This is a genomic window from bacterium (genome assembly GCA_035703895.1).
Lineage (GTDB): Bacteria > Sysuimicrobiota > Sysuimicrobiia > Sysuimicrobiales > Segetimicrobiaceae > Segetimicrobium.
Map to the genome: position 1 here is coordinate 1 of DASSXJ010000236.1, position 14,301 is coordinate 14,301.

12 protein-coding genes, 2 tRNA genes and 1 pseudogene are annotated in these 14,301 nt (G+C 67.7%); all 15 read right to left on the reverse strand.

Going from position 1 to position 14,301, the window contains the following annotated elements; genetic code table 11:
• Window positions 1-5: 5 nt before the first annotated feature.
• A tRNA-Phe gene (locus VFP86_15790) sits at window positions 6-81 on the reverse strand.
• A gap of 28 nt (window positions 82-109) precedes the next feature.
• Window positions 110-188 (reverse strand) — tRNA-Asp (locus VFP86_15795).
• A 156-nt stretch (window positions 189-344) separates the two neighbouring features.
• Window positions 345-1,886 (reverse strand): diguanylate cyclase, encoded by a 1,542-nt coding sequence (locus VFP86_15800; GenBank protein ID HET9001102.1) that lies wholly within the window; start codon window positions 1,884-1,886, stop codon window positions 345-347.
• Window positions 1,883-4,786 (reverse strand): PAS domain S-box protein, encoded by a 2,904-nt coding sequence (locus VFP86_15805; protein HET9001103.1) that lies wholly within the window; start codon window positions 4,784-4,786, stop codon window positions 1,883-1,885. Before VFP86_15805 ends, VFP86_15800 begins: the two co-directional genes overlap by 4 nt.
• A gap of 115 nt (window positions 4,787-4,901) precedes the next feature.
• The gene (locus tag VFP86_15810; GenBank protein ID HET9001104.1) at window positions 4,902-5,378 is read right to left on the reverse strand and encodes a protein-disulfide reductase DsbD domain-containing protein; all 477 of its coding nucleotides are present in this window, start codon (window positions 5,376-5,378) and stop codon (window positions 4,902-4,904) included.
• A gap of 105 nt (window positions 5,379-5,483) precedes the next feature.
• Window positions 5,484-5,759, reverse strand: a pseudogene (locus VFP86_15815) (redoxin domain-containing protein).
• A 12-nt stretch (window positions 5,760-5,771) separates the two neighbouring features.
• Window positions 5,772-5,909, reverse strand: coding sequence for a hypothetical protein (locus VFP86_15820; GenBank protein ID HET9001105.1), 138 nt, complete (start codon window positions 5,907-5,909; stop codon window positions 5,772-5,774).
• Between the two features lie 29 nt (window positions 5,910-5,938).
• Entirely contained in the window at window positions 5,939-7,699 is a 1,761-nt protein-coding gene (locus VFP86_15825) for an acyl-CoA dehydrogenase family protein (GenBank protein ID HET9001106.1), read from the reverse strand.
• Window positions 7,700-7,726: 27 nt separating this feature from the next.
• Window positions 7,727-8,608, reverse strand: coding sequence for a 3-hydroxyacyl-CoA dehydrogenase family protein (locus VFP86_15830; GenBank protein ID HET9001107.1), 882 nt, complete (start codon window positions 8,606-8,608; stop codon window positions 7,727-7,729).
• Between the two features lie 23 nt (window positions 8,609-8,631).
• On the reverse strand, window positions 8,632-9,408 hold the full coding sequence (locus VFP86_15835; GenBank protein ID HET9001108.1) for an SDR family oxidoreductase: 777 nt from the start codon (window positions 9,406-9,408) through the stop codon (window positions 8,632-8,634).
• A gap of 112 nt (window positions 9,409-9,520) precedes the next feature.
• Window positions 9,521-10,759, reverse strand: coding sequence for a nickel pincer cofactor biosynthesis protein LarC (gene larC, locus VFP86_15840; GenBank protein HET9001109.1), 1,239 nt, complete (start codon window positions 10,757-10,759; stop codon window positions 9,521-9,523).
• On the reverse strand, window positions 10,740-11,534 hold the full coding sequence (gene larB / locus VFP86_15845; protein ID HET9001110.1) for a nickel pincer cofactor biosynthesis protein LarB: 795 nt from the start codon (window positions 11,532-11,534) through the stop codon (window positions 10,740-10,742). Before larB ends, larC begins: the two co-directional genes overlap by 20 nt.
• Window positions 11,531-12,388 (reverse strand): ATP-dependent sacrificial sulfur transferase LarE, encoded by an 858-nt coding sequence (gene larE / locus VFP86_15850; protein ID HET9001111.1) that lies wholly within the window; start codon window positions 12,386-12,388, stop codon window positions 11,531-11,533. Before larE ends, larB begins: the two co-directional genes overlap by 4 nt.
• A gap of 3 nt (window positions 12,389-12,391) precedes the next feature.
• Window positions 12,392-13,738, reverse strand: a complete 1,347-nt coding sequence (locus tag VFP86_15855; GenBank protein ID HET9001112.1) for a lactate racemase domain-containing protein — start codon at window positions 13,736-13,738, stop codon at window positions 12,392-12,394.
• Between the two features lie 21 nt (window positions 13,739-13,759).
• A complete protein-coding gene (locus tag VFP86_15860; protein HET9001113.1) occupies window positions 13,760-14,242 on the reverse strand; it encodes an adenosine-specific kinase in 483 nt (160 codons plus the stop codon).
• Between the last annotated feature and the right edge of the window lie 59 nt (window positions 14,243-14,301).

Here is a 14,301-nt window from a genome sequence, read left to right on the forward strand (position 1 = left end):
AAATATGGTGCCGGGGGACGGAGTTGAACCGCCGACACGGGGATTTTCAGTCCCCTGCTCTACCACCTGAGCTACCCCGGCGCAGTGCGAGAGCGTACCGAAAATGTACTGGCGGGAGCGACGGGATTTGAACCCGCGATCTTCTGCGTGACAGGCAGATGTGTTAAACCAGGCTACACCACGCCCCCCGCAATGGCGGCACTCCCGCCACTTGCAAGTCTAATAGCCGCGTCCCCGCCATGTCAAGGTAACCACAGAACGTGCAGCGCGCGAGCGCGGGTTACGATCCGCCGGATGAGGGATCGATCGAGGCAGGGAGAGTGGCTCCGTCGAGGATGCTGACGTTATGACGACGGCACGTGTACTTGGGCCGGGACCGACGGTCCCTGGGCGATGAGATCTCCGAGTTTGTCGAACAGGTTGGACACCGTACTGCCGTCTTCCGGAAATGTCACCACGCCGGCGGTCACGGTGAGACGGGTGACCTCGAGCAGCCGGGCCGCGACCGAGTCTTCTTCGAGCTTTTGGCTCAGCCGTCTGAGAATCTCGACGGCCTGCATCTTGGACACGCGCGAGAGCAGCAAGACGAACCGCCCGGAGCCGTCGTGGGAGATGACATCCACACGCCGCAGGGAGGTCTGCAAGAGCTTCATCACCCGGCGGAGAACGAGGTCCCGGTCGTTATCCTCGGCCCAGGTGGTTCCCCCATAATCCTCCAACTGAATCTCCGCGAGGGAGAAGACGAGCACGAGTTCTGTGGAACGGCGGATCTCCTCAGCGATCAGCTTGTGCAGTCCGTTCCAGGGGTAGAGTGACCGCGTCGGATTGACGCTCACCATCCGCTGCACTTCCTCGTGCAGCCGGGCCGCTTCCAGCGCGGAGACGCCCTGGGTAGCCATGCCGCGGAGCCGCCGAAGGACGTGATCAGCGAAGGACTCCGGGATATCGCCGAACCCGCAGAGCCATCCCCGGAGGGCCCCCGCTCGTATGAGGGGCACGAATGCGACGGGTTGATCTGGTTGTCCCTCTTCGCCTGCCGATCGGTGGATCAACACCTCGCCCCCGCTTGCCCCCGTTGGGAGAGCGGGGAAGGACAGAGATTCCGTGGTTCGGTCGGCTCGGCCCCAATCGAATCCCATCGCCGCCGCAAACTTCGGAACCTCGCTCTCACCAAGGATATAGGCCGCTCCCCTCGAGAGGCCAATCGTCGCGAGAAATACCTGGAGCAGAATCTCGAGCACGCCGTCGACCCGAAGCTCCCCCGAAAGCCGGCCGGCGAGATCATTGTAGAACTGTAATTCCGTGAGTTGCGCCTGAAGCTGTCCGGTGGCCTCCTTCAGGCGGCGATCGAGCTGCTCCGCCCACGCGGCCCGCTCCTGAGTGGTCCGATACTCCTGCGCAGCCGCGCTGAGGAACAAGGCGAGCAAGAACCCCCCCGCGATGATCGATCCGAGCCTGAACCCCGTGGTCTCCAGCGCGGCGATCTGCCCGGCCCGCGTCCAGAGGAGCACGATCATCCCGGCCATCGCCAGCGACGCCGCGATCGCCTGGCGAAGGTTGAGCCGTACCGCGGCCTCCAGGATCGTGAGGTAGTAGAGGTAGATGAACGGGCTGTTCAGGTTGCCAGAGATGAGCGCAACCGCCGTGACGACGAGGATGTCGGATGCGATGATGAGATCGGTCTTGCGGAGCACCGGGAGCCACCGCGGTCCGAGGGCCAGCAGGATCACGTAGCCTCCGAACAATACCAGGCTCACATCGAGCGCAGGATGCGTCACGCGGATGACCCCGAACCACAGCGCGGGAATCAAGGTGAGCAGCACCAGCACCCGCACCACGCTGATCCACTCCTCCCCAGTACGAGCCCAGGCCCGCAGCAACGTCATGCCGGCGCCTCCACAATGCGACAGAAGATCTCAACGACCCGGGAATCGAACTGTGTGGCCGCGCATCGCCGGAGCTCCGCGACCGCCTCCGCGTGCGTGCGCGCCGCCTTGTACGGCCGATTATCGGTGATGGCGCTGTAGGCGTCGACGACGGCGAGGATCCGCGCCCCCAGCGGGATTTCCTCGCTTCGGAGTCCGTCGGGGTAGCCCGTCCCATCCCAGCGCTCTTGATGGTGGCGCACGATCTTCGCGACCCCGTGCATCCGGTCGGTCGACACGAGGATGCCTGCACCGATGACGGGATGCTGACGCATCACGTCCCACTCCGCCGCCGAGAGGCTTCCCGGCTTCCTCAGAATCTCGTCGGGCACGCCCACTTTGCCGATGTCGTGCAGCAGCGCGGCCCAGCGGATGTTCTGGATCTCTTCCGCTCCGCATCCGAGCGCCCGAGCCACCGCCTCGGCCCACACGGCGATGCGCTCGCTGTGTCCCGAGGTGTAGGTGTCGCGCGCGTCCACGGTGCGTGCGAGTGCGAGGACCATTTGAATGTAGGATTGCTCCAGGTTTTGGTAGAGTCGGGCCCGGCGAATGGCCGTGCCCCCGATCTCGGCGATCGCCTGCAGGAGGCGAACCTCCGCTTCCGCAAACGGAAGCACGTCGGGTGTTCGCATCCGTGCCAGGGCGAGCGTCCCAATGATTTCTTGCTCGGAGCGCACGGGAACGATCACCACGGGTCCGATCCTTCGATCTTTGAGGGAATCCCTCCACTTGGGCAGGGATGCGGCGGCGATATCAGAGGCGACATGCGCAACGCCGGTCTCCGCCACCCGGCCCGCGAGGCTCCCGGTGAGGGAAAACGTGGATCCGGGGAGTTCGGCGGGTAGTCCGACAGTATGCACCCGCGTAAACTGGTGCCCGGACTCGTCAAGGAGCGCCAGCGACCCGTACCCGGCACCGAAGAGCGCCAGCGGTTGGTCGACGAGGATGGGGTACATCTCCTCCGCGGTCCTGGCCGCCCGCAGTCGTTTGCTGACCTCGGCGAGGACTTCGAGCTCCATCGTCCGCTGCGCCTGTCCCTCGCGCAGCCCGGCATTCTGAAGCGCGACCGCGGACTGCCAACAAAACGACTGATACACGTCGTGCTCGGGCTCGGTCCAGGTCCGGGGCGTGTCGTAGTAACAGCTCACCACCGCGATCACGCGCCCTTCGAAGATCAAGGGGAGGTTGCCGACGGCGCGGTATCCCTCGCGTTCGGCGACCCGGCGAACCAGCTCGCCGTCCGGCAAGGCCTGCATGTCGCTGTAGATAAAGGGCCTTCTCGCGTCGAGGGTGCGCCCGTCGGGGAGCACCAGCCGCTCCTGTGCAGCCCCCGCCATCAGCCGGCCGATCGTCAGGGACGATTGACGGCCCAGGACCTCGCCGATGTGATCGGAGGAGAGCCCCAGCGACCACGGGCAGATGATCGTCCCCTCGGGCTGACGCACGTACACGGCCCCGCGATCGGCGGCGCAGAGCTGCATGGCCCCCTGCCCGATGGCAATCACCGCCTCCGGCACGGTCAGCGGAGCATTGAGGGTTTCGGTGAGGCTCACGAGACGGCTCATCAGGCGGGCATGCTGCTGCGTGTCCTGGAACATGCGGAGCCTCTGCGCGGCGGCGCCCACCTGCCTGCCGACCGTTTCGGCCAGCGCGATCTCCTCGGGCTGCCATGCCCGAGGCTCGGACGACGCCAGCGCCAGCCCGCCGATGCACCGGCCGTCGGTCCGAATCGGCACGGTGAGAGACGCCCGGATGCCAAACTTGGTCATGAGGGAGGCCAGCGGCTTGGACGCAGGATCGTCGGCGCGGGTCCAGTCATCGATGCCGGCCGGCCCGGACCGGCGAACTCCCGCGTCCGCACACGCGCGCTGGATCGCCGCCCCCGCGTCCGGCGCGAGACCGTGCATGATGTGGGTGTCCTCCGCCCAAATGCCTCCCATCTCGCACTTGAGCGTCCGCAGCGTCTGGTCGATGGCGACTCCGAGGAGTTGCGTCACATCTGTGGCCGAAGATGCGGCGGCGATCACCTGGTTGAGGACCTCTAGATGCGCCGCCCGCCGGCGGATCTCGTCCTCAGCCCGCCTCCGTTCGGTGATGTCTCGAGAAATCGTCGCGACCCCCGTCACCCTCCCGTCGTGATCTCTGATCGGGGAGAGCGTGAGGGAGACGCGGATAGGGACGCCGTCCTTCCTCACTCGAACGGACTCGATGTGCGTGACGCTCTCTCCGCGATGGAGACGGTCGCGATACTGATGGATAGTGGAGGCAGCTCCTGAGGGAACCAGGGTCGAGACCGGCTGTCCGATCATCTCTCCCGCCGAATATCCATACATCCGTTCCGCGCCCGGGTTCCACGCCTGGATGATCCCATCGAGGGTGACCCCCATGATCGCATCCTCAGAGGATTCCACGATCGCCGCGGCACGCTGTCGCATTTCATCGGTGAGCTTTCGCTCGGTGACATCTTCAAGAAACGCCACGATGCCGGTCACGGTCCCCGACGCGTCGCGCAGAGCAGCCGACGAGATCCTCACATCAACCAGAGACCCGTCCTTTCTTTGACGTCGGACCTCTTCGCCCGTCAGGATTTCGCCGTTGAGCACCCTTTTGCGAAGCCGGCGATACTCCACCTGAGCCTGAGGGGGAACGACGGGGTTCGGACGGCCCACCGCTTCGGCCGCAGTCCACCCGAACATCTGCTCCGCGGCGGAGTTCCAGCGGCGGACGATCCCGTTCGGGTCAATCACGATAATGGCCAGCGGCGAGGCTTGAATGAAGGCCTCGAGCATGTCGCCGGCCCCCTGCGTGCCCTCGGCGATCGAGATGACCGCCGGGGGGTGCGGGCGCGTCGCTTTGGCCATGCCTCCCCTCAGTCCGAGATGAGCTGAATACTCGGTTGAATACCCTTTTGGGGAGGCACTTAGGACACAATCAGCAGCAAGATCGCAGGAAGATTGCCCCGCGGGATCGGTGATCTCAGGCCGGCCGCATCACGCTCGCCGTTTCCCGTTGCAACCGCTCGGGAACGCGCTCCGTATCCATCTGCTCGAGGACGAGGTCCCAAGTAAGCGGGATCTCCTGGGGCGCGTAGCACTCGGCCTCGTCGCAGGCCTGGAGGGCGACGCGTCCCCGGATCACCAGGGCGCCCGCGGACAGCAGGTCGGCCAATTCCTTGCGGCTCCCAAGGGCGCAATCCACCAGGATCCGGAAGGGCCGAGTGTAGACCGGCACGGATTCTCCCAGAGCGGGGAACTCCATGATCTCGGCTTCCGGAAATTGGGGCGGGTACGCTGTCGAATACGGCGGGGGCTCGAGGGTCACGGCGAGCGGGTGGTACCCGTACCGCTCCGCGCCCGGCGCGTAAATGTGGACCCCCGGTGCCGGTGCCACCTCGACAATCAGGGTGAAGCGGTTCCCAGGCCTGACTCGGTCCTCTGTCGCCGTCGTCGTCACGGTGACGTGGTCCGCCGCCTGCCTCGAGGAGCGGGCCGCGGGCGGCTGGGCGAACGCCCGGGTAAGAATCGTCGCCGCCGTGAGGCGATGAATGTAATTCTCCTCAAAATATGTGTCGCGGATGAACCCGCGCTCGTCGACGATGAAGGTCCCGGGATGCGGGATCCCATATCCATGGACGTCGCTTGGAAGGATCGTCTCATTGAAAACCCCGAACCGGCGGATGATCTCCGATTTGGGGTCCGACAGCATCGGAACCGTGACCTGCTTGCGGGCCGCAAAGTGCGCCAGCACCTCAACGCTGTCGTAGCTTATCGAACAGATCCCGACCCCGTGCGCCGCGAACTCCGCCTTACGTTGTTCCAGCTCCACGAGCTGGGCTTTGCAGTACGGTCACCAATCCGCCGAGCGGACGAAGGTGATCACCAGCCCCCGAGGTCCACGAAGGGTCTCGAAGGTCTGGAGCACGCCGTGCTGATCCCGGGCCTGAAACTCCGGGATCCTCGCCCCGATCGGAAGCCCGAATTCCATGTGTTCCTCCTCCTTGTGCGCCGGATGACCTACGCGGGGGGCAACCCGAGCGGGTACCCCTCCGCCTCGAGCACGCGATCGGCGATGGCCCGCCGGGCGGTGAGGGTGTTGTGGGGGGGCTCCTCCAGCAGCGCGCGCACACCGGCCCGATCCCGGTTCAGCGGAGCCTCGTCTTCGAGCGCCGACAGAATGCGGACTGCAAGCCGCTCGAGACGTGGCCCCAGCTCGCCGACCGCCTCGCGGGCGAGCGCCGCCATCAGGCTTCCCCAATGAGACCCGCCCGCCTGTTGCGCCCGAAGCACTGCGGATTCCACGGCAAACACCTGGATGATCTGCTCGCTGAGCCATCCCAAGATCTCCTGGTGATCGTCGAGGCCCGCGCCGTGCCGGTCGACTGCCCGACCGAGACACGCCAGCACCACGGACTTGGCGCGGGCGAGGGCGTCTCCCTCTGGACCGGACCGGCCGGATGCGGCATCTCCGAGCCCCGCGGCCGCGCGTTGAGCGGCGTCCATGAGCGGAATCCGCCCTGCGCCGGCACGCCGGAGCAATTGGCCTGCGATCACCAGGCGGTTGATCTCATTCGTCCCCTCATAGAGCCGGTTGATCCGTGAATCCCGGTAGGCCCGGGCCGCCGGGTAGTCCTCGATGAACCCGTACCCCCCATAGATCTGGACCATCTCATCCACGACGAAATCGAGCATCTCTGAGCCGAACACTTTGTTGATGGCGCACTCGGGCGCGTACTCCTCGAGCGCCCGGCCGGCCCCGCGTCCGCGGTCGTCCCCCCCGAGGTCGACATCGGCGAGCGCCTGGTCGAGCAGTCCGCCCGCGCGGTAGACGGCGCTCTCGGCAAGGTAGAGGCGCAGCGTCATCTCTGCGATTTTTTGCTTGATGAGCCCAAACGACGCGATCGGACGGCCGAACTGATGCCGCTCCCGCGCGTACGCGACCGCGTCTCGCAGGGCGTGCTTGGCGGCCCCGACGCATCCGGCCCCCAGTTTGAGCCGGCCCACGTTCAGAATGTTGAGGGCCACAACATGTCCCCGGCCGATCTCCCCCAGCACATTTTCCTGGGGCACCCGCACATTGTCGAGGAACAGCGAGGTGGTGGACGAGCCGCGGAGGCCCATCTTGTGTTCTTCGGGCCCGACCGTGAACCCGGGGGCGGTCCGTTCGACGATGAAGCACGTCACCTTCCCGTCGACCCTGGCGTACAGGATGAAGACGTCGGCGATGCCGCCGTTCGTGATGAATTGCTTGGCCCCCGACAACCGGTAGGCGCCCTCGGCATCGGGGACGGCCGTCGTCCTCAGCGAGAGCGCGTCGGACCCCGCGGTGGGCTCCGTGAGGGCGTACGCCCCGATCCATTCCGCGGCCGCCAACCGGGGGAGGTACCGCCGGCGCTGCGCGTCCGTCCCAAAGAAGACAATAGGGAGCATGCCGATCGTCAGGTGGGCGCCGACACTCGACGAGACGGAGCCGCGCGAAATCGTCTCGGCGAGCAGCAGGCCGGTCATCAGGTCGAGGCCCAACCCGCCGTACTCGCCCGGCACATCCGCCGCGAACACGCCAAGCGCGGCGATTTTTTGGATGACCTCACGCATGAGCGGCAGATCCTTCTGCTCGAGCCGGGCGTCCAGCGGGGCAATCTCGTGTGCGAGAAAGGTCCGAACCGTCCGCGCAATCATCAGGTGCTCGTCGGAAAACCGCTCAGGCGTAAACACCGCGCCGGCGCCGGGCGCCTCCACCAGCCACATCCCTCCCGCGACCCGCTTTTCCGTCACCATGCGTCGCCCCTCACCTGTGACATGGCGCTACGCTGATCCCGGCCGCGGGTACGAGTACCATCCCTTGCCGGTTTTGCGCCCCCACGCCTTCTGCTCGTACTTTTCCACGATGCTGCGCGGCGGCTGCTCCTGGGGGTCCCCGGTCTCTCGAAACCGCTGCATCCGGACGTTGTAGGCGACGTCGATGCCGTTGAAATCCATCAGCTCAAACGGCCCCATCGGATGCCGGAGACCTTTCTTGATCGCGATGTCGATATCTTCGAACGATGCGACCCCGGCCTCGTAGAGGCGCACCGCCTCGTCCACGAGGGCCCACAGGATGCGGTTCACGACGAATCCCGAGATCTCTTTTTTCAACAGGACGGGCGTTCGCCCCATCCGCCGGGCCAACGCCATCGCCGACGCGATGGTCGCCGGAGCGGTCTGCGGGTGCATGACCACCTCCACGAGCTCCATCACGAGCGGCGGGTTGAAGAAGTGCATGTTGCACACGCGGTCGGCCCGGGTCGTCACCGGCGCCAAGAGCGACGACCGGATCGTGCTCGAGTTCGTTGCGAGCACGGCATGAGGCGGGGCCGCCCGATCGACCGCCTTGAAGACCTCCTGCTTTTCCTCGAGACGCTCGATCACCGCCTCGATCACGAAATCGGCGTCCCGGGCCCCGTCTTCCAGGCGGGTCGTCCACCGCAGCCGTTCAAACGCCTGGGCCACATCCTGTTCGGTCACCCGCCCCCGCGCGACCCACCGCGCCATGTGCGCGCGATTGTGGGCCTGGGCCTGTTCCAATGCCTCCGGTCGTACGTCCACCACCGTCGTCGCGCAGCCCGCCAGCGCGCCGAGCATCGCGATCTGGTGGCCCATCGTCCCGGCACCCACCACGCACAACCGCCGGACCGCGTCCGCTTCCATCGTGCCTCCCCGGGTCGGGGCGCTCACCACGCCGTCGCCCCGCCGTCTACAACCAGAACCTGCCCCGTCACAAAGTCGCTGGCCCGGCTGGCCAGGTAGACGGCCGCACCCTTGAGGTCGTCCTCACCGCCCAAGCGGCGCATGGGAATGGTCGACCGAATGGCCTCTTCGCGATGCTCGATGAGCCACCGGGTCATCTTGCTTGGAAAGAACCCGGGGGCGATGGCGTTGACGGCGACGCCGTGCCGCGCCCACTTGACGGCGAGATCACGGGTCAGGGCGATCACGGCCCCCTTGCTCGCGCTGTAGCCCACCGCATCCATCACGTCTGCGTCCGTCCCGACGAGGCCGGCGACGCTCGCGATGTTGATGATCTTTCCTCCGTGACCGGCGTCGATCATCGACCGTCCCACGGCCTGCGACATCAGAAACATCCCCGTGACATTGGTCTCCATCACCTTGCGCCACGCGTCGAGCGGCATCTCCAACACCGACGCGCCCCAGGTGGTTCCGGCGTTGTTGATGAGGATATGGATCTGACCGTACTCGCCCAGGATCCGGGCCACCGCGGCGTCGATCTGCTCGGGCCGGCCGACATCGCATGGCACCGCGACCACCCGATATCCGCGCCCGCGCAGCTCACCCGCCGTCCGCTCCAACTCGTCGGCCTTCCGCGCGGTGATCCCGAGCGCGGCGCCCGCCTCGGCAAGCGCCACCGCCATTTGATAGCCGAGCCCGCGCGATCCCCCGGTCACGATCCCGACTTTGCCTGTCAAATCAAACAGATCGCGGACGTGCACGGGAGCCTCCGGGCGTGGGGATCACCCGCCCGGAGTTCTCGCCCTCGCCGGGCCCCTCCTTCACGCGACACCTGGTCGTCGCGAGCATGAACGGTCCCTGATCGGCGGGACATCAGCCGTGGGGCACCTGACCCTCTCGGCCTGCGGCCGCGCGTTGCGCCGCAGCGATCACCCGCTTGACCGGCACGCCGAGGCGCTCGGCGAGGGCGCGGCAGGCGTCAAACTCTGGGGTCATCGTGAGGACGCCGGATGGATCCGCGGCAACCTTGACCGGAACCGTGCCGTACTCCGTCTCCACGTCCACACGCCTGCGGCCGACTGCGAGCCGGGTGACCTCGTAGATGCGCACGCCGAGCGTCGTCGTTTCCGCGATCAGTATCTGGGAGAGGGCCTGGGCGAGATCGGGCTCGGCCAGCACGCGCAGTAGGTGACCCGGGCGCCCCTTTTTCATGAGGGCCGGGATCGTCATCACATCCAGCGCGCCGGCGCCAAAGAGCAGGTCCATCACGTGCGGGTAGAGCTGAGGATTCATGTCGTCGATGGATGTCTCCAGCACGACGAGCCGCTCAGCCTGTGGGCGCCCGGGACCGATCGTTCCATAGGTCTGGCGGGATCCCGACGGGATCGGCGCCGCCGACTCCAGTGCCTCACCCACGAACAATCTGAGCACGTTCGCGCGCGGGGGGTCCGCCGCGCCCGCGCCTGTGCCGATGCGGTCGAGCCGGAGAGGCGGGAGCGACCCCCAGTCGTTCACGAGGGTGGCAAGTAGGACCGCCCCGGTAGGCGTCAAGAGTTCGCCCTCGGTCTCGCCTGAGTACACGGGCATGCCCTCGATGAGCGCGGCGGTTGCCGGCGGCGGCACCGGGACCGTCCCGTGGTGGATCGTCACCCACCCCCGGCCGAGGTTCACGGGAGATGCGACCACGTGCTCAAGCCCAAGCGCGCGGAATCCCGCGAGCACGCCGACGACGTCGACGATGGTGTCCAGGCCGCCGAGCTCGTGCAGATGCACCTCTTCGATCGGCGTGGTGTGGACCTTCGCTTCCACCGCCGCGAGGCGCGCGAAGACCGCGAGCGCGGAGCGGCGCAGGGGTTCCTCGATCCGGCTCGCCGCGAGCATCCGGCCGAGCGCCGGGTAGGGACGGGAGTTTGGAGGGTCGCCTTCCTGTACGTCAACCCGAGTGGCCGGGACACCGCGCCGGTGCACGCGGCTGACCGTGATCCGAACGGGAACGCCGAGCTCCGAGACCACGTCGCGAAGCCCGGATTCGGTCCACCCGGCGCTTAAGAGCGCGGCGAGCAGCATGTCGCCGCTCGCCCCGCTTCCGCAATCAAGGTAGCCGATGCGCATCCGGACGCCGTGGAGTGACGTCGGTCGTACCCGCGCCGGCGTTGATCACGGCCGCGAGATACCCGGCGCCGAACCCGTTGTCGATGTTGACGGCCGCGACCCCCGGTGCGCATGCGTTGAGCATCGTCAAGAGGGGCGCGAGGCCGCCCAAGTGCGCGCCGTATCCTATGCTGGTCGGCACCCCGATCACGGGCGCGCGGGTGAGCCCGGCCACGACGGCCGGGAGCGCGCCGTCCATGCCGGCCACCACGACCAGCACGCGGGCCCGCTCGAGAAGATCCCGCTGCGCGCCGAGCCGGTGGAGGCCGGCGACGCCGACGTCATACGCTCGGGCCACGGCGCCCCCCATCGCTTCGGCGGTCCACGCGGCCTCCTCTGCCACACCGATGTCGCTCGTCCCGCCGGTGAGCACTCCGATGCACCCTGTCCGGGATTCCGGCAGCGCGCCCACGACGACCAGCGACGCTCCGCTGATGTGGCGGGCCTCGGGGAGTGCACGGAGGACGTCCGCCGCGACCTCGGGCGCAGCGCGGGTCAGCAGCACGACCGCATCGGAACGGCGAAGTTCCGCGGTGATCTGAAGAATCTGGTCCACCGTCTTGCCGGGGCAGTAGACGGCCTCCGCGGCTCGCCGCCGGAGGACGCGATGGGTGTCGGCCTTCGCGAACCCCAACTCGGCGAACGGGAGCCAGCGGAACTCCGCGAGAGCCGCCTCGATGGTCATGCGCCCCGCGCGCACCTCGGTGAGGAGCCGCGCCAGCGCCTCGTCGTTCACCGGCAGGGCCCCCGAGGCGGCTCATGCCCCGCTCCCGGGGCCGTGACCCCGCCGCGTTCGCGCAGTGCCGCCGCGACCAACCCGCCCGACCGCAACCCGCGCGGATCCACGGTCACGTCGCGAAACCCCACCGCCTGCAGAGCCGCCATCACATACGGGCCGATCTCCCGGAGCCGGGCGATCTCCTCGACCGGGACCTCGATCCGCGCGACCTCGCCGTGGTGACGCACCCGAACGTCGCGGAAGCCGAGGTCGTGCAAGACGCGCTCCCCCGCTTCGATCTGGCGCAGCGCGGTCATCGTGACCGGGGTGCCGTGCGGGATCCGGGAGGCGAGGCACGGCGACGCCGGTTTGTCCCAGACCTCGAGCCCCCGCTCTCGGGCCAGCGCGCGGATCTCGACTTTGGTCAGGCCCGCATCGAGCAGGGGGGCGCGAACCGCGAACTCTCCGGCCGCGCGCATCCCGGGACGGTAGTCCCCGAGGTCGTCCAGGTTGGCACCGTAGGCCACGGCGGCCAACCCCAGGCTCGCGGCGACACCGCCGAGGCGCGTGAAGAGCGCGTGCTTACAGAAGTAGCACCGCTGCACGTCGTTCCGGCGGTATCGAGGATCCTCGTATTCGTCCGTCTCGACCACCATGTGGCGGGCCCCAATCGACGCGGCGATCCGCCGCGCGGCGCCGAGTTCTTCCTGCGCGAGCGAGGGGGAAACCGCGGTTACCCCCACGCAGCGGTCGTCGAGGACGTCGTGCGCCACGGCGAGCAGGTACGCGCTGTCGACGCCGCCCGAGAACGCGACCACGACACCGTCGAGATCCCGTAACGCCTGCCTGAGCCGGACGATCTTGTGCTCCATGGGCTAGAAAGCGCCCCAATCCGGCCTCGCGCCGACCCCCGCGGGAGCAAGCGGGGACACGAGGGCGCCGTCCCGCGTGAACTCCAGCGCGAACGGCTGCGATGCCACGGTGGCGTGCGGCTCAAGATCGAGCGTGAGGGCGGCGGACACGGCGACCTCCCCCAGCGCGAGCGTATTGCGGATGTACACGATCCGCTCGTCGCCCGACGTCGGCCGTTGGGTGGTCAGCACCGCGGTCCAGAGCGCGTCCTGATCGGTCAGCATGATCATCGGGAGACGCGACCCCTCCGTGATCGCGGCGGTGATCCCGTTCATGTAGGTGGGCTCCAGGTCGATCTTATCCACCACCCGCTGCGAGATGAAGTCGGCCATGCCCACCCCCGTCGCGTTGCCGTGCGTTTCCTCGGTCAAGTCAAACACGGCCAACCTTCGGATGGTCGGGCCGCCCGTCACGTGGGAGAGGTATCGACCGGTGATGTTCGGGTCCATCCCATCCCCACTGATGTTCTTGCCGATTTCCTGGACGACGAGGACATCGATGTCGCGGGCCGGCAGGCTCGGCATCAGGGCTCGCGCCTTCGTGAGCAGCACGGGCTCCCGGTCGAGGACCGCGTCCGCAGGGACGGCGGCGATCTCGACCGGGATATCGTACGCATCCTCCACCACCGCGACGCCGAACGCGATCGGCGTGCGCCTGCGGATGATCTCCCACGCCTCTGCCAGACGCGGGCCCAGGTCCTGGGGCCCGGTCGCGTGGATCGACATCGCGCCCCGCTGCTTCCCCACGCCGATCACCGACATCTTGATGAGGCCGCTTTCGAATGGGCCTCGGAAGAGCGTGTGGGGTTTGATTCGTCCGATTACGATCACGGCGGCGGCGGCGTGAGCGTGCCGGTCCCAGTACACCTCCGAGCCGTCGCGCAGCCGCCCCAACTCGACGACATCCATGGAAGAGACGATCGGCGCCCCCACCCGCGCTTCGGTCACGCCGAGCGCGGCCAGCACCTCGATCTGGCCCTCCGCGGTCGCGCCCCCGTGGCTCCCCATCGCCGGGAAGATGAACGGCGTCCCCCCGTGCCGCTTGATGGCCGCAACGACCGCGGACGCGATCGTGTCGATCTCCGCGATCCCCCGGCTTCCGACCGCGACGGCGACGCGCCCCCCTTTGGGAATCCGCCGAGCGATCTCGGGCGCGTCGAGTTGACGGTGGATCTGGCCCTCGACATCGCACCGGCCGGGGGACGACCACCGCTGGGCCACGCGCACCATCTGGGGAAGCCGGACTTCCCGCGGAGCCCGGATGCCTTGGAGCCGCCCTGGAGCCGCGCGGGCCACGTTAGCCTGCGTCATCATCATCCCTCCCACGACCTGTCACAATTTGTACCCAATGCGGCGAAGCAAGTCGTGCCGCGCTTGCGCGTCGTCCGGTCCCTCGATGCCCAGGGGCGGCTGGCCGTCCACCACGCCCAGCACCGCCCGCCCCGCGCCGGTCGCGGCGACGATGACCTCGACGGGGTTGGCGGTGGCACAGTAGATCTGGCACACTTCCGGGACCTGGCGCACCGCCCCGAGCACGTTTACAGGATAGGCGTTCCCGAGGAAGATGAAGAACGTGTGCCCGCACCCGACCGCCACGGCGTTCCGGCCGGCCAGGTCGACCAGCGCGGGGTCGGTGCCGCTCGTCCGGACGAGCCTTGGCCCGCTGGCTTCGCAGAACGCCAGCCCGAACCGGATGCCGGGCACGGTTCCGACTAGGGCTTCGTGCAGGTCCTCAACCGTTTTGATGAAGTGGGAGTGTCCGAAGATCAGGTTGAGGCTCTGCGGGTTCTCGACCGCCACGGCGTGCAGTTCCATGCGGACGTCCTCCCGGCCCAGGGCGTTCGGTAGGTTCTTCCACCGGCGCGCGCCGCACT

Excerpts from the sequence above, each read along its gene's own strand:
- VFP86_15825 (HET9001106.1), bottom strand. The coding sequence starts at position 7,699 with ATGGTGACGGAAAAGCGGGTCGCGGGAGGGATGTGGCTGGTGGAGGCG.
- VFP86_15820 (HET9001105.1), bottom strand. The coding sequence starts at position 5,909 with ATGGAATTCGGGCTTCCGATCGGGGCGAGGATCCCGGAGTTTCAGGCC.
- larE (HET9001111.1), bottom strand. The coding sequence starts at position 12,388 with ATGGAGCACAAGATCGTCCGGCTCAGGCAGGCGTTACGGGATCTCGAC.
- VFP86_15860 (HET9001113.1), bottom strand. The coding sequence starts at position 14,242 with ATGGAACTGCACGCCGTGGCGGTCGAGAACCCGCAGAGCCTCAACCTG.
- VFP86_15830 (HET9001107.1), bottom strand. The coding sequence starts at position 8,608 with ATGGAAGCGGACGCGGTCCGGCGGTTGTGCGTGGTGGGTGCCGGGACG.
- VFP86_15805 (HET9001103.1), bottom strand. The coding sequence starts at position 4,786 with ATGGCCAAAGCGACGCGCCCGCACCCCCCGGCGGTCATCTCGATCGCC.
- VFP86_15855 (HET9001112.1), bottom strand. The coding sequence starts at position 13,738 with ATGACGCAGGCTAACGTGGCCCGCGCGGCTCCAGGGCGGCTCCAAGGC.
- larC (HET9001109.1), bottom strand. The coding sequence starts at position 10,759 with ATGCGCATCGGCTACCTTGATTGCGGAAGCGGGGCGAGCGGCGACATG.
- VFP86_15800 (HET9001102.1), bottom strand. The coding sequence starts at position 1,886 with ATGACGTTGCTGCGGGCCTGGGCTCGTACTGGGGAGGAGTGGATCAGC.